The sequence below is a fragment of the Haladaptatus salinisoli genome, assembly GCF_020614375.1.
Classification (GTDB): domain Archaea; phylum Halobacteriota; class Halobacteria; order Halobacteriales; family Haladaptataceae; genus Haladaptatus; species Haladaptatus salinisoli.
On sequence record NZ_CP085327.1, the window covers coordinates 1,805,275 to 1,829,160 of the forward strand.

A 23,886-nucleotide genomic window follows, 5' to 3' on the forward strand; every position below is an offset into this window, starting at 1 on the left:
AGGGAGTCGCCGACGGATTTTCAGTTCTCTGCGGTAAACGAACACCGTTGTGGGAGAATCGAACGGCCTCACCGTCGGCGATGAGGAACGGGGCGGAACCGTCGAGAGCGCGAAGCGGTGGTTCCTCCTCGACGGAAATCGGCTGACGGTCGCGGCGCTGGGGGTGGCGTTCTTCGTCGTCGTCGTCGCGCTCCTCGAGGTCGGTGGAGCGGTTCCACTCGAAAACCGCCAACCGTTGTTTTACATCTTTAGCAGCCTCATATCCGGAAATCTGACGCTCATCACGGTCGTCGTCTCAATCAACCAGCTGTTGTTGTCCCGCGAGCTAAAGTCGCCCGGGGAGCTTCGGTCGCAAATCGACAGCATCGTCGAGTACCGAACGAAGGTCGAGGAGAGCGCCGGCGAAGTCGCGCCGGTTCAGCCCCTGGGATTCCTGAAACTGCTCTTTCAGAACACCAGACAGGAGGCACAGCGCATCGGAGGACTCGTCATCGAACGCGAGAGCGAGGCGAGGGACGAAGTGGAATCGCTCGTGACGCCGCTCACCGAGCATCTCGACGAAGTGGACAAAACGCTCGACGACCCTGAGATGACGACCTTCGAAGTGCTCTCGGTCACGCTCACGACCAACTACGCGAACGAGATAAACCGGGTGCGCCGAATCCGTTCGGCGTACGAGGACGACCTTCCCCCGCACGTCTACGACGCGCTCGGACGACTCGTCGACCACCTACAGCGCATCGACATCGCCAGACAGTACTTCAAGAGCGTCTACCTCCAGAGCGAACTCTCGTCGCTGTCGCGGGTCCTCTTTTACGCCGGCATCCCCGCCGAAGCGATTTCCGTCGCGGCCCTCCTCACCTTCACGAAGACGGCGGGCGGCGCGCTCCAACCGGCGCTCGAACGACTCCTGCTTCCCGTCGTCGTCGGCGTCGGATTCCTCCCATTGGCCGTGTTGTTCGCGTTCATCCTCAGAACCGCGACCGTCACCCAGCGAACGACGGCGACGATTCCGTTCACGACGATGGAGCAGGAGGGGTGACTATCCCAGCGTCTTCTCCGCCCACTTGACGGCGTAGTCGACGCCGTGGTCGCGGTACGCCTGCGTGTCGAGCGCGGCGAAAGGAGCGGGCGGTTCGACGCCGTGCTTGATGGCGCTACAGGCGAACTCGGCGGCGTCCGAAAAGTCCGTCCGTCCGGAGGCGACTTCGCGGGTGACGTTCGCCAGTCGCGGCTCGATTCGCTCGCCCGCGTCCCTCCACGCCTCGAACAGACGGGGGTGAGCGTCGCGCCAGTCGGCGAACACCTCGCGGGTGTGCAGCCCTTTGTAGGCGTCGCACAGCGCGGCGGCGAGTTGATACGTGCTCCCCGAATCTAACGGGACGGCGTCGGCGAACTCCGGATATCGCCCCTCGAAGAATTCGAGGAACTGTTCGGGTAAGCCGAGACCGACTTCGACCAGCGCCTCCGCGAGCAGGAAGTCGACGAACGCCTCCGGCGACCCCTGAACCCGCGCTTTCACGAAGAGGACGGGCGGGTCGGTCTGGCGCGTCCATGCGACGCTCCCGTCGCCCGGCATGCCGACCACGAGGTCGGTTCCGGCGAACCGCCGCAGGAGTTCGGGGGCGTCGTCCGGAAGCCACTCTTCGGGCGCGGAAAACGGACGAATCTCGTCCGTCAGCAGCGCGAGGTCGTCCCGCGCCGGAACCGGGAGCGTCTCGAAATCCCGCTCGCAGTCGAGGACGAGCGCGCCCGGCGCGTGCTCGTCACGAACCGCCGCCACGTCCTCGGGGAGCGTCCGTTCGCCGAACATCAGGCCGCGAACCAGAAGTTGAAGACGACGACGATCGCGGCCAGTGCAGTTAGTCCGACGGTGCCGATGACGATCTTCGTGGGCGTGCTCATACCCCATCGTTTCCACTCGAACGCTTAAAATCTGCCTACTCCGGGCGGAACCCCTTCGTTTCCACTCGAAATCCGCTCTTCGGGGTTCGCCGAGACGCAGGCGGGGCGTCAGCGACCGCCCGAAGCGTCAGTCGGCGCGCGCCCCCGCACCCGCCTCGGATTCGCGGGCGATCCGCTTCCACTCGCCCGTCCAGAACCGGAAGGTGTTGACGCCGGCCCGGAGGTACATATCGCCGAGGATGGCGGCGTAAACGCCGAGCAGGCCGAGGCCGACGCCCGGCGAGAACGACCAGTTTCCGAGCGAGAAGAGGACGACGCCCGGCGGAACCGCGAGGAACGCGACCGGAAGCTTGTAGAGGAAGGTTCCCGCGAACGTCCCGTACAGCGGCCACTTCGTGTCGCCCGCTCCCCGAAGGCTCCCGCGCATGGTGCGCGAGACGCTGAACGCCGCGACGCCGAGTCCGAACACGCGGACGAACTCGACGGTCAAATCGAGGTTCGCGGTGCCGAACCCGCGGGCGATGGGACGGGCCGCCGCGATGAGGACGACGGCGAGGAGCAGTTGGGTCGCCAGCGCGATTCTGAGGGTCTGCCAGCCGTACTCGTTCGCCTCGTCGTCGTTCCCCGCGCCGATGCTCTGGCCGACCAGCGTGCTGGAGGCGGTCGAGTACCCCCACGCGGGCATCAGCGCGAGGAGCATCACCCGCCGACCGATGGCGTAGGACGCGACGACCCCCGTTCCGAGCGTGCCGAGCACGAAGAGGAAGGGGAATCGCCCGAGCGTCCGCGAGAGGCGGGTTCCGGCGAGCGGAAGTCCGACGCGAACGATTTCGCGGGCGATGGCGGTGTCCCACTGTCTTCCGCCGAGGCGGAGTCGAACCGAGAAGCGACCCGAGAGCAAGACCCCCGTGAAGAGCACCGCCGCGAGCGTGTTGGCGACAGCGGTTCCCCACGCCGCGCCCGCGACGCCCATCGGTTCGAACGGACCGAGGCCGAAGATGAGCACCGCGTTCAGCGCGATGTTGGTCGGGAGCGTGAGCAGGCGGATGTACATCGGCGTCCGGGTGTCGCCGCTTCCGGCCAGCGCGCGGGCGGCGATCATGCTCCAGAAGCGGAAGGAGACGGAGAGCATGATTATCTTGAGGTAGACGGCCCCCTGTTCGACGACGCGAGGGTCGTCGGTGAGCACCGCGATCATCGGTTCCGCGTAAACCCACGTGACGACCGTCGTCGGCACCGAGACGAGCAACGCGAGCCACAGCGACTGCTTGATGGCGAAGTCCGCTTTCGCGTGCTCCCCGGCGCCTTTGAACCGCGAGACGACGCTGATGGTTCCGCTCGTGAGCGCAAGAGAGAGGCCGAACGGGATGAAGAAGTACTGGAAACCGAACTCCAGCGCGGCGACCGCGTTCTCGTCGAGGGCGATGCTGACCATGAAGAAGTCCGCGACGCGAAGCAGGGTTCGCATCCCGCCGGTGACCATCACCGGGATGGCGAGGTCGAACGCCTCCTCCCCTTTCTTCCGGTCGAGCAGTCCAAGACCGGCGAGGGCGGCGGGAAAGAGAAAGAGCACCCGCTGGACTCGTCGTCTTGCGTCACCCAACATTCGTTCGTGGTTCACGGTCTGTACTGAAGGCTCTTGGCAATGCGGACACCGGTTCCGGTGCAACGGAGCGGGGACGGGCGCTCCGGAAAGGGTACCGTTTCGGGTGGAACCTCACTCCGGCGCCTCGTCGAACGCGATCACGTTCCGGTGCTCGCCCCGTCGAACGCCGCCGTGATGAGCCGTGCGAACCCGTCCTCCAGGAGCAACATCAGGTTGTACGTGAGCGTCCCCTCGAAACCGACGACGAGGAACGCCCAGTTCGACGGGAAGCCGGGGTTGAGCGCCACGAGGATGGCGTAGCTCAGCAGGAGATTACCGAACGTCGCGGCGACGTGAACCATAGATACGACGATGAGATTTCCGTCGTACCCGGTGTCGAGGTCGTCGAGTAGACTGTCGAAGGCGACACTCGCCAGCGCCCCGAAGGCGAGTAGCGCGCCGATGGCGTAGAGGAAGATATCGAGGACGTTCGGCGACCCGTACTGGTTCATCAGTATCGCACCGCCGCCTCAGATAGTGAGCGTGTATCCGTAGGCTTTCGACTCCGCGAGCAAGTTTCGTGCGAGTTGCTCGGTCGGCTCCATGCGATGATGTGTATCTTCATCGGGTAAAGGTCACGTCCCTGCTATCGACGGGCTTTTCGAGCGTTCGAGAGGGGGTCGAATCTCCGAGCGAGAGCTCTTCGGGGGAAGGGTTTCGTCGTCGGTCGAGGCGCGACGGAACGCAGAGTCGGGGTGCGACTGAAAACGAGTCGAGACGTGACGGAAAGCGGAACGGCGGTTAACTATCGTCCGAACCGGACCACGAGTCGGACACCTGAATCACGTACCGTCCGTTCTCCTTGAGCGCGATGATGTACTCGTCGCGCTCGTACAGTTCCATCAGGTTGAGTTCGTACTGGCCGGGTTCGACGACCTTGATGCTCTCGAACTGGCTGTTGAGTTCCTCTCGAAGTTCCTCGAGGCTCGGCTGGTTCTCCCCTTGCGGTTCGACGACCGTGTCCGCGTCGGCCGTCTCGGGTCGCTCGGGGAGTTCGTCGTCAGCGACGACCTCCGAACGCGCACTCGCCTGCGCACGGTCTTCTCCCGCCCCGGCGTCTTCTCCCGTTTCAGGACCGGGTTCGTCCGCCTCGGATTCGGGCACATCCGGTTCGGACACGTCCGATTCTGGCGACCGTTCGCGTGCAGTCTCCGTCGCGGCGGAACCCCCGGGAGTGCTCGACCGCGCCGATTCGGCCGGCGTTCGGTCGGCCCGTTCGGTCTCCGGATCCTCCCCCGACCCGACCCACCCTTTTACGGTCGACGCAGCGCGTCCGACCGCACCGGAGCTCGATGCGGCGTCGGCGCTCGACGCGGCCGATTCGGGCGATTCGGAGGCCTTCGTTTCGTCTGGAGACGTCCCGGCGGGGCGGAACTGAAACTTGTTACCCCCGCAGTCGGGACAACCGGAAAGCATCTCCTTCGACCCGTCGGCGAACGTGCGCCCGCAGTTCGTGCACTTGTGCGGCATTATTTCCGAGAGATGAGGGCGCTAATGAGATTCTCGTCCTTGTGGAGCGTCTCGATCTGGTTCGCGGGACCGATGACAGTGAGTTTCGAACCGGTCGATTCCCGGCCCATCAGACGGCCGAGAAGTCCGTTGTCGGAGGTTTTCGAGCGCGGGTACGTCTCGATCTCGATGCCGCTGAACTCGTCGGGACTGATTTCGGTCATCGTCACCTCGATGAGTTTGCTCTCCTCGTCAGGGGAGAGACCCTCCTCCAGGATGACGATGTTTCCCTCGCGGACGCCGTCCAGTATCATCCGGATCTTCTCCATGCTGGTCTTCCCGGCCATCCGTTCGCCGCCGATGAGGTCGATCTGAACCCCGTCGTCTGAATTTTTTATTTCCGGCATTGGAATCACCCGAAGTACTCCGCGATCTTCGTGTACACTTCGTCCATGTTGTCGCCCTCCAGCGCCGAGAGCGGAATCGTCTCGTGTTGCGGATACGCGTTGCGGATGCGCTGTACGCTCGAATCTTCGAGGTCCGTCTTGTTGGCGAGGATGAGCACCGGCAGATCTTGGCTCTCGATGATGCCGATGAGCATCGTGTTCACCTGCGTGAACGGGTCGGTCGAACTGTCGAGCACGTAGATGACGCCGTCCACGTCCTCCCGGAGCCAGTGCATCGCTTCCGCGACGCCTTCGGTCGCTTCGCGGGAGCGACGCACCGCGTCTTCCTTTTCCATGTCGTGTTCGAGGAACTCCTCGTAGTCCACCTTCGTCGTGACACCCGGCGTGTCGACGATGTCGATGGTGACGGTTCTGCCGTTTCGCTCGATTTCTACGTTTTCTTTTCTTCGCGCGCGTCGCGTTTCGTGTGGAACGTGGCTCTCGGGGCCGACGGCATCGCCGGTCCAATCCCGGGCGATGCGGTTGGCGAGCGTCGTCTTTCCTGCGTTCGGCGGTCCGTAGATACCGATCCGTTTCGGCTCCTCTGACGCGAAGAGCTTGTCGGTCACACGTGTAATACTGCTTTTGAGACCTGTAAACAATCCCATCCTTTTTCCTCCCAGACCCCGTTGTCGGGTAATCACACCGGAGAGATCTACTGACGGGCGATTATGCCGGGCGCGGGGCTGTTGCACGTAGAACTTTACGCCATTCACTTAAATCTACGTCAGACAACTCTTGACACAAATCTCGCGACGAGTCCGGAAGAAACGAACTGAAGAGCGCGTAGAAAGGTGAACGGGAAACGAAGCCCGGAGAGTAAACACAGGAGGGGATCCGAACGCCATTCGGACGAGAGAAACCGAACACCGTACGTGGCCGTTCCACCCGAAACGGAGGGGTCGCGGAAGGCGAAGAACGGGCGAAGAGCGTCGATTTGGCGGAGAACTCGACGAATAGGTGGTGAGTTCGATGGCGGTTGACGATTCAGCGATAGTCAATGGCGGTTGAGGACGGTTCTGGCGGTTGAGGATGGTTCTATGACGGGTTAGCGGCAAATCACCGATGGGTTGGTGGCACCCCGGTGATCAGTTGGAGAGAATTCGCTGTTAGATCGATGACGGGTCGATGACGGGTCAATGACGAGTCAATGACGGTCGACGGTGAATCCGATGCCTGATTCGATGTGAGGTCGATGAAACGGACGTGGTCAGCTCGGAGAATGAAGGGAAGAAAATAAGGAACGGAGAGCGAGGGGGAGAGAGAGAAAACGAGCGAAGGAAAACGATGCGAGACAGTCGGTCGTTCGGTGGGACCCCCACCCCTTTGTTTCGAGTGGAGTCGGAAGGGAGCGGGATCGGCGTGTCAGAACGGGGTAACTTCCAGACAACACTTCCTTCTAGAAAAGCCAGCGCTCTAGTTTGCGGGTATGGTTTGTTTGATGTAGTGATAAAGGTTTCCGTACTAGACGCCCTCTCCACCCCCACCCACCGTTATTCCATTCTACCCGAAACGAAGGGGTGGGGGGCGATCGAGTCAAGCGCTACCACGGACCGTCCCCCTCGAACCTCACGCCCGTTTCAATCCGGGCTAACGCTTATCGCCGTTCTCCGTGTCCTGCGTCTATCCGTTGACGACCGGAAACATCCGCGTATTCCACCTGAAACGGTGGGGGTTCCGACGGTTACCTCGACCGTGGGCTCCAACGGAAATGGGAGGGGTCGTCGACCGGAAACGGGCGGAGTCGTCGGCAGTACGTGAAACGAAACTCGGAAACGAGAACTCATCGCGGTGGCGGACATCACCGCGAAATTCGGAGTCGATGACGAAAGGTGCAGTGACGAAAGTCGACTGGCCGCGCGAGGAACGACGACGAAGCGAGGGGAGCGCTGACAAAGCGAGAGGAATGCCGACAAAGTGAGAGGAACGCCGGCAGAGAGTTCGCGCGGGTGAACCGAGGACGGCGCTGCGCTATTTCCACCTATTCGAGCGACGGAACGGCGACGAAGCCGATCGGACACGACGACTCGATTTCGGCGAATCGAGTCGGGGGCTGCCGTGAATCGCGTCGAAAGTTCATTCGACGTGAAACCGAGGGCGGGAACCGTATTTCGTCCTTCATTTCCCGAATGAGAAAGATTTTAATACTGTGCTCCACCTTTTGTTCATCTGCATCAACTGGACGCGCTGTCATTCTCCCGGGAACGATTCGGGACGTTCTTCCCGACGGTATCCCGTCTCTCTCCGCACAGCGCGATAACTCCAGTGGAAACGAAGGGGTAGTAGCCGACGAATGCCAAACGAAAACACCGATCCACCGGACGAACCGGGCGACGCGACGAGCGGTTTCGAGGGCGTCGATCTGGACGACGTCGTGTTGGACGACGCGGACGAGGGCAATCAAGGGTTGTTCGACGATCTGCTCAGCGGTGAGCCTATCTTCGAGAACAAGGAAGTTCTCCGACCCTCGTACACGCCACACGAGCTTCCACACCGAAAAGAGCAGATCAACCGGATGGCGACCATCCTCGTCGCCGCGCTTCGGGGCGAGACCCCTTCGAATATCCTCATCTACGGGAAGACGGGAACCGGTAAAACGGCGAGCGCGAAGTTCGTCAGTCAGGAACTCGAACGAACGTCTTTGAAGTACGAGGTCCCCTGCGAGGTGGAGTACATCAACTGCGAGGTGACCGACACGCAGTATCGCGTGCTCGCCCAACTCGCCAATAAGTTCATCGAGAACAACCACGTCGCCATCGAAGAACGCGTCGAGGAGTTGGAGGACATCCGAGACAGCACCGCTGCGGAACCCGCGCAGATAGCGAACACCGAGTTTTCCTCCGTCGAGGAGATAGACGAGCGAATCGGAGAACTCGAAGCCGACGCCGAGGAGATGGAGGCGGTTCCGATGACCGGGTGGCCGACCGACCGCGTGTACAACACCTTCTTCGAGGCCGTCGATTACCGGGAGCGAGTCGTCGTCATCATGCTGGACGAGATCGACAAACTGGTCGAGAAGTCGGGCGACGACACGCTGTACAACCTCTCGCGAATGAACTCGGAACTGGAGAACTCGCGGGTGTCCATCATGGGTATCAGCAACGACCTGAAGTTCACCGACTTCCTCGACCCCCGCGTCAAATCGAGCCTCGGCGAAGAGGAGATCGTCTTCCCGCCGTACGACGCGAACCAACTTCGGGACATCCTCCAACACCGCGCCGACGTTGCGTTCAAACCGGACGCCCTGTCCGACGACGTGATTCCGCTGTGCGCCGCGTTCGCCGCGCAGGAACACGGTGACGCGCGGCGCGCGCTCGACCTCCTCCGCACCGCGGGCGAACTCGCCGAGCGCGACCAGGAAGAGCGCATCGAGGAAGTCCACGTCCGGAAAGCGCAGGACAAGATAGAACTCGACCGCGTGGTCGAAGTCGTCCGAACGCTTCCGACGCAGTCGAAGCTCGTCCTCTTTTCCACCATCTCGCTCGAAAAGAACGGCGTTCGCAACATCAACACGGGAGAGGTGTACAACGTCTACAAACACCTCTGCGACGAAATCGACGCCGACATCCTCACGCAGCGTCGCGTCACCGACCTCATCAGCGAACTCGACATGCTCGGCATCGTCAACGCCGTCGTCGTCTCGAAGGGTCGCTACGGCCGCACGAAGGAGATCAGCCTCTCGGTTCCCATCGACGAAACCGAAGCCGTCCTCCGCTCGGACTCACGACTGGGCGACATCGACGATACGCAGCCGTTCATGCAGCAGGCGCGATTCGACAACTGAACGCGAGAGTACCGGCGTTCTCCACTTGAAACGCTACCCTTCGGATGACGAAACTGCTCTCCGGAAGTTACCCTTCTCAGACGATTTGCTCGCCGTCGTCGTCGAACACTTTGATGGCGTCGACGGGACAGACCCGCGCGGCCATCTCGGCGTCGAATTCGGCGCCTTCCGGCACTTCGCGGACGAAGATGTCCTCCTCGGCCTCTTCGCTCTCCAGCAGGTCCGCCTTCCCTTCCTCGCGGTTTTCGACGAAGGCGTCCCACTCGGCGGTACACTGATACATCCCCGTGCACGTGTCGCGGTCGAACTCGATCCTCATGCACGAACGTCGGTCGGGACGGGTGAAATGGTTGACGGAGCACCCGACAGTTTAAACCAGAAGACGCGCCAAACGGAGGTAATGACCGGACTCGCGGCACGCGCGCGGGGTGAGCGCGCGTGAAAGTCGCAGACTTGACGGGACTGCCGGACGGCGTCCCCGAACACTTCGAAGCGCAAGGGATCGAGGAACTGTATCCGCCGCAGGCCGAAGCGGTCGAGGCGGGCATCACCGACGGCGAGAGCGTCGTCGCCAGCATACCGACCGCCAGCGGGAAGACGTTCATCGCCGAACTCGCGATGCTCTCGAGCGTCGCCCGCGGCGGGAAAGCGCTCTACATCGTCCCGCTCCGCGCTCTCGCCAGCGAGAAGAAGGCCGAGTTCGAGGAGTTCGAACAGTACGGCGTCTCCATCGGCGTCTCGACCGGAAACTATGACAGCGACGGCGATTGGCTCGCGACGAAGGACATCATCGTCGCCACGAGCGAGAAGGTGGACTCGCTGGTGCGGAACGGCGCGAAATGGGTGGACGACCTCTCCTGCGTCGTCGCGGACGAAGTCCACCTCGTCAACGACGCCCACCGCGGCCCGACGCTCGAAGTCACCCTCGCAAAACTCCGGCGCGTCAATCCCAACCTCCAGACCGTCGCGCTCTCCGCGACGGTCGGCAACGCCGACGAGATGGCCGACTGGCTGGACGCCACGCTGGTCGACTCGACGTGGCGACCAATCGACCTACGAAAGGGCGTCCTCTACGGACAGGCGCTCCACTTCGACGACGGTAGCCAGCGGGAACTCGCTCGCGGAAACGAGAAGGAGACCGCCGCCCTCGTCCGCGACACGCTCGGCGACGAGGGGTCGTCGCTCGTGTTCGTCAACTCCCGCCGGAACGCGGAGGCCTCCGCGAAACGACTCGCGGACGTGACGAAGACGCACCTGACTGACGAGGAGCGCCGCGAACTCGCGTCCGTCGCCGCCGAGATTCGGGACGTGAGCGACACCGAGACGAGCGACGACCTCGCGGACGCCGTCGAGAAGGGAGCCGCGTTCCACCACGCGGGACTCGCCAGCGAACACCGTTCGCTCGTCGAGGACGCTTTCCGCGACCGCCTCGTGAAGGTCATCAGCGCGACCCCGACGCTCGCAGCGGGCGTGAACACGCCGAGCAGACGGGTCATCGTCCGCGATTGGCGACGCTACGACGGCGACGTCGGCGGGATGCAACCGCTCGACGTGCTCGAAATCCACCAGATGTTCGGACGCGCGGGGCGGCCGGGACTCGACCCCTACGGCGAAGCGGTGCTCATCGCCAAGAGCCACGAGGAGCTACAGGAGCTGTTCGACCAGTACGTCTGGGCCGACCCCGAGCCCGTCTACTCGAAACTCGCCGCGGAACCCGCGCTCCGGACGCACATCCTCGCGACCGTCGCCTCCGGCTTCGCGGGGACGGAGGCGGAACTCCTCGACTTCCTCGAACGGACGCTCTACGCGACCCAGACCGACGAAACCGGTCGCCTCGAAACGGTCTCCCGGAGGGTGCTCGAGTACCTCGAACGAAACGGATTCCTCGAGCGCGACGACCGTCTGCGGGCGACCGGTCTCGGCCACCGCGTCTCCCAGCTGTACCTCGACCCGATGAGCGCCGCCGAGATTATCGACGGCCTTCGCGCGACGGAGGGGAAACCGACCGCACTCGGTCTCTACCACCTCGTCTCGCGTACGCCGGACATGTATCAGCTCTACCTGCGGTCGGGCGACCGCGAGCGATACACGGAGATCGCCTACGAGCGCGAGCGAGAGTTCCTCGGCTCGATGCCGTCCGAGTTCGAAGACCACGCCTTCGAGGATTGGCTCTCGGCGTTGAAGACCGCCCGCCTGTTGGAAGACTGGGCGAGCGAACTGGACGAAGACCGAATCACCGAGCGATACGCCATCGGTCCCGGCGACATCCGCGGGAAGGTCGATACGGCGGAGTGGCTGTTGAACGCGGCAGAGCGACTCACCGCGGAACTCCAGCGCGACGAGGCCGAGGGCATCCCGTCGGAGACGACGACTGCCGTCCGCGAAGCGCGAAAGCGGGTCGAGTACGGCGTCGAAGAGGAACTCCTCGACCTCGCGGGGATTCGAAACGTCGGTCGAAAGCGCGCCCGACGCCTGTACGAGGTCGGTATCAAATCGCGAGCCGACCTCCGCGAGGCGGACAAATCCGTCGTCCTCGGCGCGCTCCGCGGCAGGCGAAAGACGACCGAGACGATTCTCGAAAACGTCGGGCGGCAAGACCCATCGCTGGACGGCGTCGAGGCGGACGCGGACGCGAAAGCGAGCGCGACGACCGAATCGTCGGCGGACGGCGGGCAACAGAGTCTCGGTGATTTCGAATGAGACTGGTCGAGGGGCGGGCGAACATCGACGACCTCGATAGCTTTCTCACCCGACTGGGAGCCATCGGCGAAGAGTTCGACTGCGCGGTACAGGCGTTCGACGCGCGCTACGTGGTCGGTCGAGAACACCTCGAATCGGCGGTCGAACACGCGAATCGCGCGTTCGACCGCGGGGAGAACGTCGCCCGCGACCCGGCGGTCGAAATCCTGTTGTACGCCGCCGGTCGCCGCCAGATAAATCAGGCGCTCGAAATGGGCGTCTCGGAGGGCGAACGACCCGTCGTCGTCGCGGTCGACGGCGGACGAGAGGGGGACGACGAGAGAGAGGCGCACGCCGCGAAGGAAGTCGCGACTCTCCTCGAACCCGGCGAGGCGCTCGGCCAACCAGATCGCGAACGCGTGTTCGAGTTCTTCGACATCTCAGAGCGGGAGTTGGCCGCCACCGGTACCGCGCTCACCGACCTCGTCTGCGAACGCGTCGCCCTGCTCGAAGTCGAGAAGTGATCGAGCGCCGCTACTGACAGTCGGGAAGTGCCGTCGCGGAACGATTGTGGCGGGCCGGTACGGATTTCCGACGTCCGGACGTACGTCCTTCCATGCCCCGAGACGACCACAACGCCGAGGACGTGATGGACAGCGCCCGCGAGCGACAGCACGAGCGCGCGGAGAGCGTCGAAGATATGCTCGGGCAGGCGGGCGAGATGCTCGACGAGCATAAGTATCCCACGACGAGCGAGGAACTCGCGGCGGAGTACGGCGACCAGCAACTCGACCTGCCGAACGAGACGGAGTCGCTGGGGAGCGTCTTCGACCGCCTCGTGGACGAACGGTTCGAATCCGCGGACGAAGCCCGCGAAGCGGTGTACAACGAAGTGACCGGCGAGGCGAGCGGGATGGAAGAGTACAACGACGAGCGGGCGTTGAGGGAGTTGGACGACGCCGAGACCGACGAGGAGTCGGAGACGAGCGGACGGTAGCCGTCGTCGGTTCCAGTCGAAACGAAGGGGTTGGGGAATTTCGTTTCGCTATCTCCGGAAAACCGTCACGACCGACTCCCCCACCCGAACGCCAGCCAGCCGCCGTCGGCGTGGAGCACTTCGCCCGTCACGAAGTGGTTCCCTTCGGCGAGGAAACGCGCACAGTTCGCGATCTCCTCCACGGAGCCGAATCGACCGAGCGGCGTCCTGTCGACGACGTCGTCCTCGTCGAACCCGATTTGGTCTTGCGCCTCGTCGACCATCTCGGTTCGGATGTAACCGGGCGCGATGGCGTTGACGTGGATGTCGTGCTCGGCCCACTCCACCGCGAGACAGCGCGTGAGATTGTTCACGCCGCCCTTCGACGTGTTGTAGGGGGTTCGCCCCGTCTGTCCCTGTTCGCCCATCATGCTCGATATGTTGACGATGTGCCCCCCGGAGCCCTGTTCGATCATCCGCTTCCCGGCCAGTTGCGCCCCGTAGAACGTTCCGGTCAGGTTCACGTCCAGGACCGTCCGCCAGTCCTCGGGGGTGATCTCCTCCGCGGGGCCCCGAACGTTGATCCCGGCGTTGTTGACCATGACGTCCAGCGACCCGAACTCCTCGACGGCGGCGTCGACCAACGCCCGGACCGACTCGTAGTCGGTCACGTCCGCCTCGACGGGCAGGACGGTTCCGGCGTCGGCGTCGATGGCTTCCGCCGCGCTCACCGCTCGCTCCCGCGACCGCGAGTTCAGGACGACGTTCGCTCCGCGTTGCGCGAACTCGCGTGCGATTCCCTTTCCGATACCGCTGCTCGACCCGGTGACGATGGCGGTCTTCCCGCCCAGTTCGCTCTGCATACGGGATGGTGATACTCGCGGGATTTCGTTCTTCGGATGTGGTGACGAGTCGGTGCCGAACGCTAACGAAAATGAAAATCGAAGGATAGTCCCACACGGATAGCTACGCAGTGTCCCCGTTCACGGACGCCGCTGCTGAGTATCGCCCGCTATCTTCTCAGACCGAGCGAGTCCGCGCCGACTCGCTCACGCGTCCGGCGGTATTCCTTGAGGTCCGTGATTCGCATATGTGCTTGCCCGAGCGTGAATATCGGACGCGCTGGCGTCGGAACGCCGCCGATCGTCGGATTCGTCTCAAGCCGTACTGGCTCGCCGAGAGATCGACCGTCTAGCACCGCTTCTGCGGTGTCGATGAAGAATATCTGTTCCGGCATGATGACGGTCTCGTGCCCGGTCGGTGAGGTGAACGAGAGACGGATGTCGCCCATGCCGAGAAGCCGCTTCGCTATCAACTCTCGCGCACGAAGCAGTGGACTGGCCCTCCACGACCAAAGCGGCAACGACGCGCTCACCGCGTTCAATCCTCGGAGAAGCGGTGACGCTCTCATCGACATCGTCCACTTGAGTTGTGGTTCGTCCATTTCGACCCGCAATTCGTTCGGACCGGTCCAGGTGACGTCGACGCTCGCGAGGTCGGCTCGCTCGAGTACCGGTTTCCAGTACCGCGGACACGTCGTATCGAGGGAGGGCCCATCGTTGAACATCGACCACTCGCCCTCGGGCGTTCGGTGCCAGACTGACACCCACGGGGTAAAATCGCTTTGCGGCCAAACCCGTAAACCGAGTAGATCGCCCGACGAGAACGGGAGTTCCAGCACGGCATAACCGCGCACGTGTTCGTGGTCGGGCCACGGAGATGTCCCGCTCTGGGTCTTGACAGCGCTCGCTTTCCCCGCTAGATTCATCGGTGTACCTCGTTCATCTCTGCGGTCGGTCTGTCGCGCCCTTGTCGGTCTGCGGTCGGAGCGTCATCGTCACGGTTTGGCTTCGAGTATTAGATTGAACGGCGTCTCCGCGGCCCGGCGGAAGCGCGTGAAGCCGCCTTCAGTGACAACCTTGCGCAGCCGCGCCTCGCCAGCTTGCGCCCCCAGTGCCGGGTCTGCTCCTTGATCGAGCGAATTCGGCGTACAGAACATCGTCGAAAAGCCGTAAAACACCCGACCCACTGGATTTAGGTTGTCCTCGACCCGATCGGCGGCGAACGGTTCGACCAGCATCCAAGTGCCGATTTCGGCGAGCGTCTCCCGGACGTGCGCCGCAACGCCGACCGGATCACCCATGTCGTGGTAGCAGTCGAACATCGTCACCACGTCGTAGTCGACTCCGTTGTACTCCTTCGCGGTCGCCACCTCGAAGCTGACGCGATCAGCGACACCGGCCTCTTCTGCTCGTTCGCGTGCGACGTCGATCGAGTCCTCGTGGTAGTCGATGCCGACGAACGTCGAGTTGGGGTAGGCTTCGGCCATGATGATCGTCGATGCACCGTGACCACAGCCGACGTCGGCGACGCGCCCACCCTGTTCCAGCTTCGCGTCCACCCCGTCAAGGGCGGGAATCCATTCGCTCACCAGACTGGCCGCGTAGCTGGGCTTGTAGAAGCGTTCCGTGGCGGAGAACAGCTTCGGGTGGTGTTCGTGCCACCCGACCCCCTCGCCAGTCCGGAAGGCCGCCTCGATGTCGTCTTGGACTGCTGCGATGACGGTGTTGGTTCCCTGGAAGCCGCCGAGCATGAACGCCGGACTGTCCTCGTCAGCCAACACGAGCGCCTGCTCGGGGGTGAGACTATAGTTCTCCGTCCCGGGATCGTAGGTCACGTACCCCCCGGCGGCCTGCGAGCGCAACCACTCGCGGACGTAGCGTTCGTGCGTACTGGTTCGCTCAGCCAGTTCCGCTGGTTCGAGCGGCCCAGCATCGGCCAAGGTCGCGTAGAGACCGAGTCTGTCGCCAATCTCGGCTAGCGCGGTCTGGAACGTCCCCCCGAGGTCGTTCACGGCAGTCCCGACGAGGTCGTTCAGCTGTTCTTCGTCGACGGTTGGTTCTTCGGTAGACATGGTTTGTGTGTCTTTCAGCGTCGTGTCGCTGATGTTCGGCGACGCGCCTCCCGCAGAAAATCAGTACGGTCTGGACAGGAATGTAAATTCCTAGTGAAATCAGTTCACGCGATGAAAGTAGCCATCAGTATAGCGACACCAGACCGGAGCAGGCCGGTCAAGTGACCAAAGCCTCGTCGTCGAGGAGCCGAGCTTCGTTCTGGTATCGCTCGTAGACCGACTCAGCCCACGCGAGCGCCGCCGGCGAATCGGTGTCGACGACCGCCTTTAGCATGCCAGTTTCGACGTCGTGACAGCAGATGCCGACGCGGTCGTCGTAGATGCCGAGTCCACACCAGTCACTGTCCGGCAGCTCGTCGTGCACGAAGGTGGTGCAGTTCTCGCAGGCATCCGCTTGGGCGACCTTTTCAGGGTTCCAGGTCACGATCGTCTCCAGGACTCCGGGCGAATAGATGAACTCGAACTCCATCCCGTCGATGATGGCTCGGCACGCCGCCTCGAGATTGCTGGATTTCACTATCGTGGTCCCGAACCCGCGCATCGACTCGGTGCCCTCGATGAGTTGCGTGACGCGCGCGACGGGTTGGTACGGATACCCCGGGCCTGGGTAGGAGACGGTGGCATCGGTGAACAGGTCGACGGTGAATCCCTCCATCTCGCGCGGGAGCCAAGGTACGACGTCACGTAATTTCTGTTCCGTCTCCATCGCCTCGCGGAGGTCCATGAACCGCTCCGCGACGAATTCGCCCAGTCGCGTCAACTCGTAGGTTCGTCCGTCTCGGTCGATCCAACGTCGATCTTCGAAGTCGGCGAGAATCCGTCCCATGGTGGGCGAGGATGCCCCCGTCGTGACGCGGAGGTCGTTGCGATCACAGGGGCGTTCTGCCAGCGCGTCGAGTACTTCGACACGATGGTCCGAGCGTGCGAGAAACTCGATCTCATCGAGGGGCGTGTTCATACTCGTGCTACGAGTTACCACGCTATACTCTTATCGTGCAGCTACCGTTTGGGAGACCCCTTCCTGATGGCAAGAACGCGGACTTCCCGCCATATATAGGGCAAACGGTGGGCCGTCACTACCCTTCAGCACCGCGGTAGAGACGCCGGGAACTTTCTCACTAGCTGTCTTAGATCATTTCGTCCCGATGCCGATATGCACCGGGCTGGTGAGGACTGCAGGACCGTTACCGCCGGAACGCTCACGCAGCATTTCGTCCAGTATCTGGCGAGCGGCGGCGCGTTGTTCCTCGGTGGTATCGGTCACCAGTGCCCCCGAGATGGGGTTACTGTTCATCAGCCAATCCCACAGCTGTCGCCCGGACTGGAACTCCAGCTCCTCGGCGACCGTTTCCACGCGCACGTCCTCCAGTCCCGCTTCCTCGAGCCGTTGGCGCAGCTTCCGGGGATCCGAGGCCTGAAACGGGAGCGGCGTGGGATCCAACGGAAGCCCTTCGAAGTCGGGGACGGCAGTGCGCATGGCGCGCGTGAAAAACTCGAGGAACTCCACCTCCTCTGGGTTGCCGTACACGACCAGGAAGACGCGGCCTCCGGGCTTGGTGACGCGCACCATCTCCCCGAGCGCTCGGGGGAGGTCGGGGAAGAGCATGACCCCGTACTGCGAACCGGAGACGTCGAACGCGTCGTCCTCCAGTTCGAGGGCGTGGCCGTCCATGACCCGCGCCTCCACGTTGGAGAGCTCCTCCTTCTTCGCGTGTGCTGCGAGGTGCTCGACCATGGCGGGGGAGATGTCCGTCGCTACCACCTCTGCGCCGAGGCGTGCCGCGGGGAGGCTGAGAGCACCGGTGCCCGCCGCCACGTCCAAGAACCGCACTCCCGGTCGAAGATATGTCGCGTCTAGGGCCGCCTTCGAAACGTGTGCGTGCGTGGGAGTGACGAACTCGTCGTAGCCCGCCGCGATCGCGTCCCACGCCTCCTGGGGTTGCTGTTGTTGCTGAGTGGTCATTTTCCCTCGAGTCCCACTACGCCCGCCAAAGAGATGTAGATATCTCGTAAAATATTTCATTGCGTGAAAGCGCTGAGGTGATGGAATCCCGAGCCGATGAACGGTTGCAGGCTCAAGCAGGTACGATTGACCGGCCAACAGTGACTGCGAGGGCGACTGATGACGAGCGTCCTGAAATGACGTGGAGTGCTCGCTGGCTAAGAGGTTCCTTCTGTTGACAGAGACGGCTCGAACATCAACGGGTCGACTGGTTTCGCTTCCCGACGAACGCGGTCGAAGACTGAGATGGCCCACTCGCGTGCTGCCGGGGCATCAGTATCGATGACACAGACTAGAGCACCGGTGTCGGCGTCATGACAGCAGATCCCGACACGGTCGTCGACGATCCCGAGACCACAGCGATCACCGTCAGGGAGGTCGTCGTGGACGTACACGGTGCAGTTGTCGCAGGTGGCGGCCTCCATCACCCGTTCGGGATTCCAGGCGTACGTTCCCTCGAGCGCCTGCGGCGAGTAGACGTATTCGAGTTCCATTCCGTTGAGGACAGCCTCACAGACGGTTTCGTTGTTAGTCGACTTCTGTACAATCGTATCGAACCCGCGCATTCGATTGGTATTCTCAATGAGGTGCGTTAGGCGTTCGACGGGTTCGTAAGGGTAGTTAGGACCAGGCCGAGAAACCACAGCGTCAGCAAATAGATCGACGGAGAATCCCTCCATTTCTCGAGGAAGCCATTTCCAGACATTGCGTAACCTGCGTTCGATTGCCATCGCGTCCCGGAGTTCGAAGAAGCGACGGGAGACGAACTCTCCTAATGGTGTCAGCTCGAATATCGGACCCTCGCGAGCGATCCAGCGACGCTGTTTGAAATCCGATAAGATACGTCCCATGGTGGGCGACGAGGCGCCAGTCTCCGACCGAAGTTTCGAACGATCCGCGGGTCCGTCTCCTAGAACTTCGAGCACACCGATTCGGTGTGCAGAACTTGCGAGGAATCCTATCTCCTCAATCGAAGCGTCCATGTGTAATATTGGCACGCCAGACGAAAAGGATTTCTCTGGCGAGTCTGGTTCACGGGGCAGCCCTGATGGACCAATTTCGGGAAAATCCGGACTGGATTTCAGCTGCCTAAACAAGAGCGATGGACAAAAGGGCAAAAGGTCGGCCAGTCAAAGAACGGACCGTCACCGTCAAAACGCTAATTGAGCGGCGAGGATTGGTGGAGGTCCCACTCGACGTGTAGCATACCTCTTTTAATCACTGTGAGTTGATGGTCGCGACTCACAACCGTTAGACGCTCTTAGTCAACGCTGAGAGTGCCTGCAATTTCACCTCGAAAAAGAGGATTCGCACCGTTTTGGGTATAGTCCCACACGGATTCGAACCGCGGTCGTCGCCCCCAGAAGGCGACAGGATTGGCCACTACCCCATGGGACTGCTTGCGGTAACACTCCCTATTGCGCGCTTGCTTGTAAGCGTTGCGCGTTTCGACCGCGCATGTTACTCCTGAACACCCCGTAACCATGCACAAACCGGCACCTATTTCTGCTCCAGTTGAGCACAGTCGTGTATGTACGTCGGACGCTTCATCGTAATCGGCCCCGATATCGGCGCGTACCGCGTCTCCTCGCGCTCGTTCCCGAACCGCGAGGCCGTCGCTCGCGGCGACACCGTCACGATCGCGCCGACCGAGGACGCGCCGGAGACGGACAACCCTTACATCGCCTACAACTGCGTTCGCGTCGCGGGTGACACCGCCGTCGTGGGTAACGGTTCGCACGTCGACCCCGTCGCCGAAAAACTCGAACTCGGCTACCCCGCGCGGGACGCGCTCGCGGAGACTCTGCTGGCACTGGACTACGAGAAGGACGACTACGACACGCCCCGAATCGCGGGCACGGTGGGCGAGGAGTCCTACGTCGGCGTCGTTCGCCGGGACGCCCTGCTTGTCGAGGAGGTCGCGGAACCGACGCTCGTTGCGACCTACGAGAAGGACGCCCCCGAACCGTTCGACCTCGAATCGTTCGACTTCGCGGCGAGCGAGGACGAACCGACGACCGCCGACGGGGCGAAACGCGCGGAAGAAGCAGCGGACGCGGTCTACGACCTCGACTTCGAACATCCCGTCTGTTCGGTCGGCGTCGCACGAACCGCCGAGGACGGTGGCGCGGAGCTCGAACTCGCCGTCGAGAACGGGAATTAAGTCCGCGGAAATCGTATCGCTGGGTATGAAAGTCGGGGTCATCTCGGACGTTCACGCGAACCGCGTCGCGCTCGACGCCGTGTTCGACGATATGCCGCCGGTCGACGCGCTGCTCTGCGCCGGCGACGTGGTCGGCTACAACCCGTGGCCCGCCGAGTGCGTCGAGGTGCTCCGCGACCGCGTGACGGCGGGCGTGATGGGGAACCACGACCGGGCGGTGGTATCGGAGACGGCGTTCGGGTTCAACAGCATGGCGAGCGCCGGCGTCGAGTACGCCCGACGCGAACTGAACGACCTGCAGCGCGAGTGGCTGGCCGCCAGACCCGACAGCACGAACGCGTGCGACGGACGGGTGCGACTCGTCCACGGTCACCCGAACGACCCCGACCACTACACCTACCCGGAGGAGTTCGGGCCGCACCTGCTCGGCGACGAAGACGTGCTGGTGATGGGCCACACGCACGTCCAACACCACGAGGTGTTCGACGAGGGTGCGGTGCTGAATCCGGGCAGCGTCGGCCAGCCGAGGGATAGAGACCCCCGCGCGGCCTACGCCGTCCTCGACCTTTCGTCGCTCTCGGTCGAGGACCGCCGCGTGGAGTACGACGTCGAGGCGGTGCGGGAAGCGGTGCGGGAGGCCGGCTTACCCGAGCGAATCGGCGCGCGGTTGGCGGACGGGCGGTGAGATGTCGCGCCGATTTCGGCGCTCGGAAGGGTCGTAAAACGGTTCTCGCCGTCGCGGACGTAACCGTCGAACGACGGAAGGAGAGCTTCGCCGCTAACGGCGGGGAGAAGGATCCGCATCGAAACGAAAAAACTCCGAATCTCGCGCGACTCTTTACTCTATCTTCCCGTACTGCTCCGCGAGCTTATCGGCGGCTTCGCCGAGCTGTTCGCGCTCGAACTCGGTCAGGTCCCACTCGACGATTTCCTCGACGCCGTTCTCGCCGAGTTTGACCGGAACGCCGAGCGCCACGTCGTCGTGGCCGTACTCGCCGTCGAGTTTTACCGAAGCGGGGAGCACCTCGCCCGTGTCGCGCAGGACGGCCTCGACCATGTGGCCGACGCCCGTCGCCGGACCCCACTCGGTCGCGCCCTTCTTCTCGATGACGTTCATCGCGCTTTCCTTGAGCTCGTCGAGAATCTCCGACTTCTCGTCGTCCGAGAACTCGGGGTCGGTGCCGTTCACGCGCACCTTCGAGAAGACCGGCACCTGCGCGTCGCCGTGTTCGCCCATGATGGTCGCTTCGACGTTCCGAACCGGCGCGTCGAACCGCCGGCTCAGGACGTAGCGGAATCGGGCGCTGTCGAGGCGGCCGCCGAACCCGATGACCTTCTCCCGCGCCCGGTCGCCCGTCTCGTAGAGGTGGCGGTTGAGCAGGTCGACCGGGTTCGAGGTGGTGATGGTCACGAAGTCGTCGTTGTGCTCCGCGATGGAGGAGCCGATGTCCTCCATGATGGGCGCGTTGTCGCCCGCGAGGTCGATGCGCGTCTGTCCCGGTTGGCGCGGGATACCGGCGGTGATGACGACCACGTCCGACCCGGCGGTGTCCTCGTAGGTTCCCTGCCGGACGACCGTGTTCGAGTCGTAGGCCGCCCCGTGGTTCACGTCCGCGGCCTGCCCGATGGTGTCGTCCTCCTTGTCCGGAATATCAACGAAGACGAGTTCGTCCGCGATGCCACGCAGCGCGATGTTGTAGCCTGCGGCGGCCCCGACGGTGCCCGCCGCGCCGACTACGCTAACTTTCGCCATATCACTCGAAAGAGAACCTGCGATTCGGTTAAATCCTCCGGAACCGCGCTTTCTTACGTCCTATCTCGTCGCGGAGGGGATTCGCGGCTCGGTCGGCGTTCGTCGGCGACGGTGCGAGTGGCTTCTTTCGTTCCACTTGAAATGAAGGGGTTCGAGTCGAGACGCGTATCGTGAGGCGCGCTCGAATCGGGACGTCGGTCGCGGTGCTCACGGAGCGACGCCGACCGTCAGCAGGGTTCCGAGTTCGCGGTATCGTTCGACCATCTCCTCGCGGCTCTCCCAGTCGTCGGTCGGGAACGCCGCTTCGTCGGGGATCTCCGTCTCGCGGTCGGGAACGTTGTCCTGCTCGGCGACGTACAGCCCCGCCTCGCGGAACGCTTCGCGGTACTCCTCGGCGCTCCAGCGCGTCATCTCGACCGAGATGTTCTCCTGCCACGCGTGGGAGTGGACGTTCTCCTCGTAGTAGTTCACCGCGCAGAAGACGGTTCCACCGGGTCGGAGCACGCGTCGGAGTTCGCGGAGCGTCTCGTGCGGGTCGTTCGCGTAGTAGAACGCCTCCATCGTGAAGGCGTGGTCGATGCTGTCGTCCGCGAACGGGAGGTGGTCGAAGTCGCCGACGAGGTACGCGACGCGGGAATCGTCGGCGTACCCGCGCGCGTTTCGGGCCATCTCGGGCGACCCGTCCAGTCCGTACACTCGTCCCGCATCGTTCGCGTCGCGGAGCGCCCGTCCGGCGTAGCCGCTTCCCGACCCCAAATCGAGGACGACGTCGCCAGCCTCGACGGGCATCCGGGCGAGCACGTACTTCGCGGTGTGCCAGTGGCGTTCCTCCATTCCCTTGTCGCGGCCGTCCGCCGCCCACTCGTCGAACTCCTCGCGTACGCTCATGGGCGGGGGGAAGGACGCCGGAGACAAAACCTCCTCGAAACGCGCGAGGGCTTTACGTTCCTTCGGTCCTTCGTCGCGGGTATGGTCGGTCCGAAAAAGCGATTCGCACTCGCCGACACCGCCCAACAGATCGTCGGCGGTTTCCTCCTCGCCGGTCCGTTCGTCGTCACCGAGGAGGTCTGGCGACTGGCAGAGAACATGACGGCGTTTCACGCGCTGATGACCGTCGGCATCGTCTTCGCCATCGGCTACAGCGCGCTCTACAAAGCCGACCACGAACGCGACCCCGACCGGGAAGCCGAGGTGGCGGGCGTCCCCGCGCGGTTCATCTCGCTGATGATCGTCTCGTTCGGGTCGGTGGCCCTCCTCGCCGTGGTGTTCACCGCGCCGGAGACGTTCTATAACGACAGCCTCCTCGACGGTCCGACCTCCGGGCGGGTTCTGACGAACGCGCTGAAAGCTATCAGCGTGGGATCCATCTTCAGCGTCGTCGGCGCGGCCACCGCCGACAGCGTCTTCTGACCCCGAATCCCGTATATTTTAAGTCGATGCCACTGGTTACCGGACGATATGGAGTATCGACTCGCCGTCGAAAACACGCCGGACACGATTCCGGGTGGCACTGGCATACTTCTCTTGCATCCGAGCACCGGGGAGACGGACCGAATCGACACCGACTTTCTGAAGACCGACACCGACCGCTTTCTCGTCATATCGACCCGCACGACGGCCCGCGAGGTGAAACAGAAACTCGACCACTACGACGTAGACGAGCGCAAAGCCGACATCCTCGACACGCTTTCCATCGAACGCGGTTACTCCCGCCGAAACACCGACGACGTTCACTACGTCTCCGCGCCGGACGACCTCGAAGGCATCCTCGCGGTAACCGAGCGATTCCTCTCCGGAACCGACGGAAAGCGACGAATCAGTTTCGACTCCATCACCGAGATGGCGTACTACGCCGACGAACAGCGCGTGTACAACGCGGTACTCCAGGTGCTCGAACTGCTCGAAGAACACGATGCGGTCGGCCTCTTCCACCTCTCGAAGGGCGTCCACGACGAGGAACAGATCGAGCGGTTCCTCGGTCTGTTCGACGCCGTCGTCGACTTGGACAGAGACGGCAACGTCGATACCGATTTCTCGAAAGTGGAGTAGTCGTCACCGCCCGCGAGCCATCTCCACCTGAAACGATACCCTTTTCGACGGCCTTCGCCGCGCCGACGTTCGGAGACGGACCCGGAGGGTGTCAATCCTTTTACTCTCGGCGACCGTATC

At 63.1% G+C, this 23,886-nt stretch carries 25 protein-coding genes and 1 tRNA gene; 9 read left to right on the plus strand and 17 right to left on the minus strand.

The window, feature by feature from the left end; translation table 11 throughout:
• Positions 1–49: 49 nt before the first annotated feature.
• A complete protein-coding gene (locus tag LIX00_RS09860; protein WP_227353020.1) occupies positions 50–1,042 on the plus strand; it encodes a DUF7972 family membrane protein in 993 nt (330 codons plus the stop codon).
• On the opposite strand, the gene LIX00_RS09865 is transcribed toward LIX00_RS09860, so the two are convergent.
• The 7 genes from LIX00_RS09865 to LIX00_RS09890 all read right to left on the minus strand — a co-directional run bounded on the left by LIX00_RS09865 (position 1,043) and on the right by LIX00_RS09890 (position 6,053).
• Entirely contained in the window at positions 1,043–1,813 is a 771-nt protein-coding gene (locus tag LIX00_RS09865) for a DUF7089 family protein (protein ID WP_227353021.1), read from the minus strand.
• Positions 1,813–1,905 (minus strand): hypothetical protein, encoded by a 93-nt coding sequence (locus LIX00_RS26290; RefSeq protein ID WP_438267043.1) that lies wholly within the window; start codon positions 1,903–1,905, stop codon positions 1,813–1,815. The genes LIX00_RS09865 and LIX00_RS26290 overlap by 1 nt, the downstream gene beginning before the upstream one ends.
• 127 nt (positions 1,906–2,032) lie before the next feature.
• The gene (locus tag LIX00_RS09870) at positions 2,033–3,511 is read right to left on the minus strand and encodes an MATE family efflux transporter (protein WP_227353022.1); all 1,479 of its coding nucleotides are present in this window, start codon (positions 3,509–3,511) and stop codon (positions 2,033–2,035) included.
• Between the two features lie 137 nt (positions 3,512–3,648).
• Positions 3,649–4,002: a hypothetical protein gene (locus LIX00_RS09875; RefSeq protein ID WP_227353023.1), complete on the minus strand. Its 354-nt coding sequence runs from the start codon at positions 4,000–4,002 to the stop codon at positions 3,649–3,651.
• 289 nt (positions 4,003–4,291) lie between these two features.
• On the minus strand, positions 4,292–5,020 hold the full coding sequence (locus LIX00_RS09880) for an OapC/ArvC family zinc-ribbon domain-containing protein (protein WP_227353024.1): 729 nt from the start codon (positions 5,018–5,020) through the stop codon (positions 4,292–4,294).
• Complete coding sequence (locus LIX00_RS09885; RefSeq protein ID WP_227353025.1) at positions 5,020–5,406, minus strand: DUF2073 domain-containing protein; 387 nt, start codon at positions 5,404–5,406, stop codon at positions 5,020–5,022. Before LIX00_RS09885 ends, LIX00_RS09880 begins: the two co-directional genes overlap by 1 nt.
• A 5-nt stretch (positions 5,407–5,411) precedes the next feature.
• Positions 5,412–6,053, minus strand: a complete 642-nt coding sequence (locus LIX00_RS09890; RefSeq protein ID WP_227353026.1) for an Era-like GTP-binding protein — start codon at positions 6,051–6,053, stop codon at positions 5,412–5,414.
• Positions 6,054–7,738: 1,685 nt separating this feature from the next.
• Between LIX00_RS09890 and LIX00_RS09895 the strand changes: the two genes are divergently transcribed.
• On the plus strand, positions 7,739–9,229 hold the full coding sequence (locus LIX00_RS09895; RefSeq protein ID WP_227353027.1) for an AAA family ATPase: 1,491 nt from the start codon (positions 7,739–7,741) through the stop codon (positions 9,227–9,229).
• Between the two features lie 76 nt (positions 9,230–9,305).
• Here LIX00_RS09895 and LIX00_RS09900 read toward each other — a convergent pair whose 3' ends face one another.
• Positions 9,306–9,548 (minus strand): ferredoxin, encoded by a 243-nt coding sequence (locus LIX00_RS09900; protein ID WP_227353028.1) that lies wholly within the window; start codon positions 9,546–9,548, stop codon positions 9,306–9,308.
• 119 nt (positions 9,549–9,667) lie between these two features.
• Here LIX00_RS09900 and LIX00_RS09905 point away from each other — a divergent pair, with 119 nt between their 5' ends.
• The 3 genes from LIX00_RS09905 (at position 9,668) to LIX00_RS09915 (ending at position 12,905) form a co-directional block, all read left to right on the plus strand.
• Positions 9,668–11,929: an ATP-dependent DNA helicase gene (locus LIX00_RS09905; RefSeq protein WP_227353029.1), complete on the plus strand. Its 2,262-nt coding sequence runs from the start codon at positions 9,668–9,670 to the stop codon at positions 11,927–11,929.
• Positions 11,926–12,432, plus strand: coding sequence for a KEOPS complex subunit Cgi121 (cgi121, locus tag LIX00_RS09910; protein WP_227353030.1), 507 nt, complete (start codon positions 11,926–11,928; stop codon positions 12,430–12,432). The genes LIX00_RS09905 and cgi121 overlap by 4 nt, the downstream gene beginning before the upstream one ends.
• A 92-nt stretch (positions 12,433–12,524) precedes the next feature.
• Entirely contained in the window at positions 12,525–12,905 is a 381-nt protein-coding gene (locus LIX00_RS09915; RefSeq protein WP_227353031.1) for a DUF5789 family protein, read from the plus strand.
• Between the two features lie 65 nt (positions 12,906–12,970).
• On the opposite strand, the gene LIX00_RS09920 is transcribed toward LIX00_RS09915, so the two are convergent.
• The 7 genes from LIX00_RS09920 to LIX00_RS09950 all read right to left on the minus strand — a co-directional run bounded on the left by LIX00_RS09920 (position 12,971) and on the right by LIX00_RS09950 (position 19,198).
• Positions 12,971–13,747 carry an SDR family NAD(P)-dependent oxidoreductase gene (locus LIX00_RS09920; protein ID WP_227353032.1) on the minus strand — a complete coding sequence of 259 codons (777 nt, stop codon included), beginning with the start codon at positions 13,745–13,747 and terminating at the stop codon, positions 12,971–12,973.
• Between the two features lie 149 nt (positions 13,748–13,896).
• Positions 13,897–14,490, minus strand: coding sequence for a hypothetical protein (locus LIX00_RS09925; protein WP_227353033.1), 594 nt, complete (start codon positions 14,488–14,490; stop codon positions 13,897–13,899).
• Between the two features lie 231 nt (positions 14,491–14,721).
• Positions 14,722–15,798 (minus strand): class I SAM-dependent methyltransferase, encoded by a 1,077-nt coding sequence (locus LIX00_RS09930; RefSeq protein ID WP_227353034.1) that lies wholly within the window; start codon positions 15,796–15,798, stop codon positions 14,722–14,724.
• Positions 15,799–15,955: 157 nt separating this feature from the next.
• Positions 15,956–16,756, minus strand: coding sequence for a helix-turn-helix transcriptional regulator (locus tag LIX00_RS09935; RefSeq protein ID WP_227353035.1), 801 nt, complete (start codon positions 16,754–16,756; stop codon positions 15,956–15,958).
• Between the two features lie 174 nt (positions 16,757–16,930).
• Complete coding sequence (locus LIX00_RS09940; protein ID WP_227353036.1) at positions 16,931–17,761, minus strand: class I SAM-dependent methyltransferase; 831 nt, start codon at positions 17,759–17,761, stop codon at positions 16,931–16,933.
• 197 nt (positions 17,762–17,958) lie between these two features.
• The gene (locus tag LIX00_RS09945; RefSeq protein ID WP_227353037.1) at positions 17,959–18,783 is read right to left on the minus strand and encodes a helix-turn-helix transcriptional regulator; all 825 of its coding nucleotides are present in this window, start codon (positions 18,781–18,783) and stop codon (positions 17,959–17,961) included.
• 342 nt (positions 18,784–19,125) lie between these two features.
• Positions 19,126–19,198: transfer RNA gene (locus LIX00_RS09950), tRNA-Gln, on the minus strand.
• 133 nt (positions 19,199–19,331) lie between these two features.
• On the opposite strand from LIX00_RS09950, the gene LIX00_RS09955 reads away from it, so the two are divergent.
• A complete protein-coding gene (locus LIX00_RS09955) occupies positions 19,332–19,964 on the plus strand; it encodes an IMP cyclohydrolase (RefSeq protein WP_227353038.1) in 633 nt (210 codons plus the stop codon).
• Positions 19,965–19,989: 25 nt separating this feature from the next.
• Positions 19,990–20,649 (plus strand): metallophosphoesterase family protein, encoded by a 660-nt coding sequence (locus LIX00_RS09960; protein WP_227353039.1) that lies wholly within the window; start codon positions 19,990–19,992, stop codon positions 20,647–20,649.
• A gap of 153 nt (positions 20,650–20,802) precedes the next feature.
• Here the strand turns inward: LIX00_RS09960 and mdh are convergent, their stop codons facing one another.
• Together mdh and LIX00_RS09970 are read right to left on the minus strand one after the other, a co-directional pair.
• Positions 20,803–21,717 (minus strand): malate dehydrogenase, encoded by a 915-nt coding sequence (gene mdh / locus LIX00_RS09965; RefSeq protein WP_227353040.1) that lies wholly within the window; start codon positions 21,715–21,717, stop codon positions 20,803–20,805.
• 207 nt (positions 21,718–21,924) lie between these two features.
• Positions 21,925–22,605, minus strand: a complete 681-nt coding sequence (locus LIX00_RS09970) for a class I SAM-dependent methyltransferase (protein ID WP_227353041.1) — start codon at positions 22,603–22,605, stop codon at positions 21,925–21,927.
• An 81-nt stretch (positions 22,606–22,686) separates the two neighbouring features.
• Here LIX00_RS09970 and LIX00_RS09975 point away from each other — a divergent pair, with 81 nt between their 5' ends.
• Both LIX00_RS09975 and LIX00_RS09980 read left to right on the plus strand, forming a co-directional pair.
• Positions 22,687–23,127, plus strand: a complete 441-nt coding sequence (locus LIX00_RS09975) for a DUF2391 family protein (protein ID WP_227353042.1) — start codon at positions 22,687–22,689, stop codon at positions 23,125–23,127.
• 48 nt (positions 23,128–23,175) lie between these two features.
• Positions 23,176–23,766, plus strand: a complete 591-nt coding sequence (locus tag LIX00_RS09980) for a DUF7090 family protein (protein ID WP_227353043.1) — start codon at positions 23,176–23,178, stop codon at positions 23,764–23,766.
• The last annotated feature ends 120 nt before the right edge of the window (positions 23,767–23,886 follow it).

Bases quoted from the DNA above. Each gene is read 5' to 3' on its own strand.
- LIX00_RS09880 (WP_227353024.1), bottom strand. From the start codon at position 5,020: ATGCCGCACAAGTGCACGAACTGCGGGCGCACGTTCGCCGACGGGTCG.
- LIX00_RS09955 (WP_227353038.1), top strand. From the start codon at position 19,332: ATGTACGTCGGACGCTTCATCGTAATCGGCCCCGATATCGGCGCGTAC.
- LIX00_RS09980 (WP_227353043.1), top strand. From the start codon at position 23,176: ATGGAGTATCGACTCGCCGTCGAAAACACGCCGGACACGATTCCGGGT.
- cgi121 (WP_227353030.1), top strand. From the start codon at position 11,926: ATGAGACTGGTCGAGGGGCGGGCGAACATCGACGACCTCGATAGCTTT.
- LIX00_RS09865 (WP_227353021.1), bottom strand. From the start codon at position 1,813: ATGTTCGGCGAACGGACGCTCCCCGAGGACGTGGCGGCGGTTCGTGAC.
- LIX00_RS09970 (WP_227353041.1), bottom strand. From the start codon at position 22,605: ATGAGCGTACGCGAGGAGTTCGACGAGTGGGCGGCGGACGGCCGCGAC.
- LIX00_RS09920 (WP_227353032.1), bottom strand. From the start codon at position 13,747: ATGCAGAGCGAACTGGGCGGGAAGACCGCCATCGTCACCGGGTCGAGC.
- LIX00_RS09900 (WP_227353028.1), bottom strand. From the start codon at position 9,548: ATGAGGATCGAGTTCGACCGCGACACGTGCACGGGGATGTATCAGTGT.
- LIX00_RS09890 (WP_227353026.1), bottom strand. From the start codon at position 6,053: ATGGGATTGTTTACAGGTCTCAAAAGCAGTATTACACGTGTGACCGAC.
- LIX00_RS09975 (WP_227353042.1), top strand. From the start codon at position 22,687: ATGGTCGGTCCGAAAAAGCGATTCGCACTCGCCGACACCGCCCAACAG.
- LIX00_RS09885 (WP_227353025.1), bottom strand. From the start codon at position 5,406: ATGCCGGAAATAAAAAATTCAGACGACGGGGTTCAGATCGACCTCATC.
- LIX00_RS09945 (WP_227353037.1), bottom strand. From the start codon at position 18,783: ATGGACGCTTCGATTGAGGAGATAGGATTCCTCGCAAGTTCTGCACAC.
- LIX00_RS09870 (WP_227353022.1), bottom strand. From the start codon at position 3,511: ATGTTGGGTGACGCAAGACGACGAGTCCAGCGGGTGCTCTTTCTCTTT.
- LIX00_RS09895 (WP_227353027.1), top strand. From the start codon at position 7,739: ATGCCAAACGAAAACACCGATCCACCGGACGAACCGGGCGACGCGACG.
- LIX00_RS26290 (WP_438267043.1), bottom strand. From the start codon at position 1,905: ATGAGCACGCCCACGAAGATCGTCATCGGCACCGTCGGACTAACTGCA.
- LIX00_RS09935 (WP_227353035.1), bottom strand. From the start codon at position 16,756: ATGAACACGCCCCTCGATGAGATCGAGTTTCTCGCACGCTCGGACCAT.
- LIX00_RS09915 (WP_227353031.1), top strand. From the start codon at position 12,525: ATGCCCCGAGACGACCACAACGCCGAGGACGTGATGGACAGCGCCCGC.
- mdh (WP_227353040.1), bottom strand. From the start codon at position 21,717: ATGGCGAAAGTTAGCGTAGTCGGCGCGGCGGGCACCGTCGGGGCCGCC.
- LIX00_RS09940 (WP_227353036.1), bottom strand. From the start codon at position 17,761: ATGACCACTCAGCAACAACAGCAACCCCAGGAGGCGTGGGACGCGATC.
- LIX00_RS09930 (WP_227353034.1), bottom strand. From the start codon at position 15,798: ATGTCTACCGAAGAACCAACCGTCGACGAAGAACAGCTGAACGACCTC.
- LIX00_RS09875 (WP_227353023.1), bottom strand. From the start codon at position 4,002: ATGAACCAGTACGGGTCGCCGAACGTCCTCGATATCTTCCTCTACGCC.
- LIX00_RS09960 (WP_227353039.1), top strand. From the start codon at position 19,990: ATGAAAGTCGGGGTCATCTCGGACGTTCACGCGAACCGCGTCGCGCTC.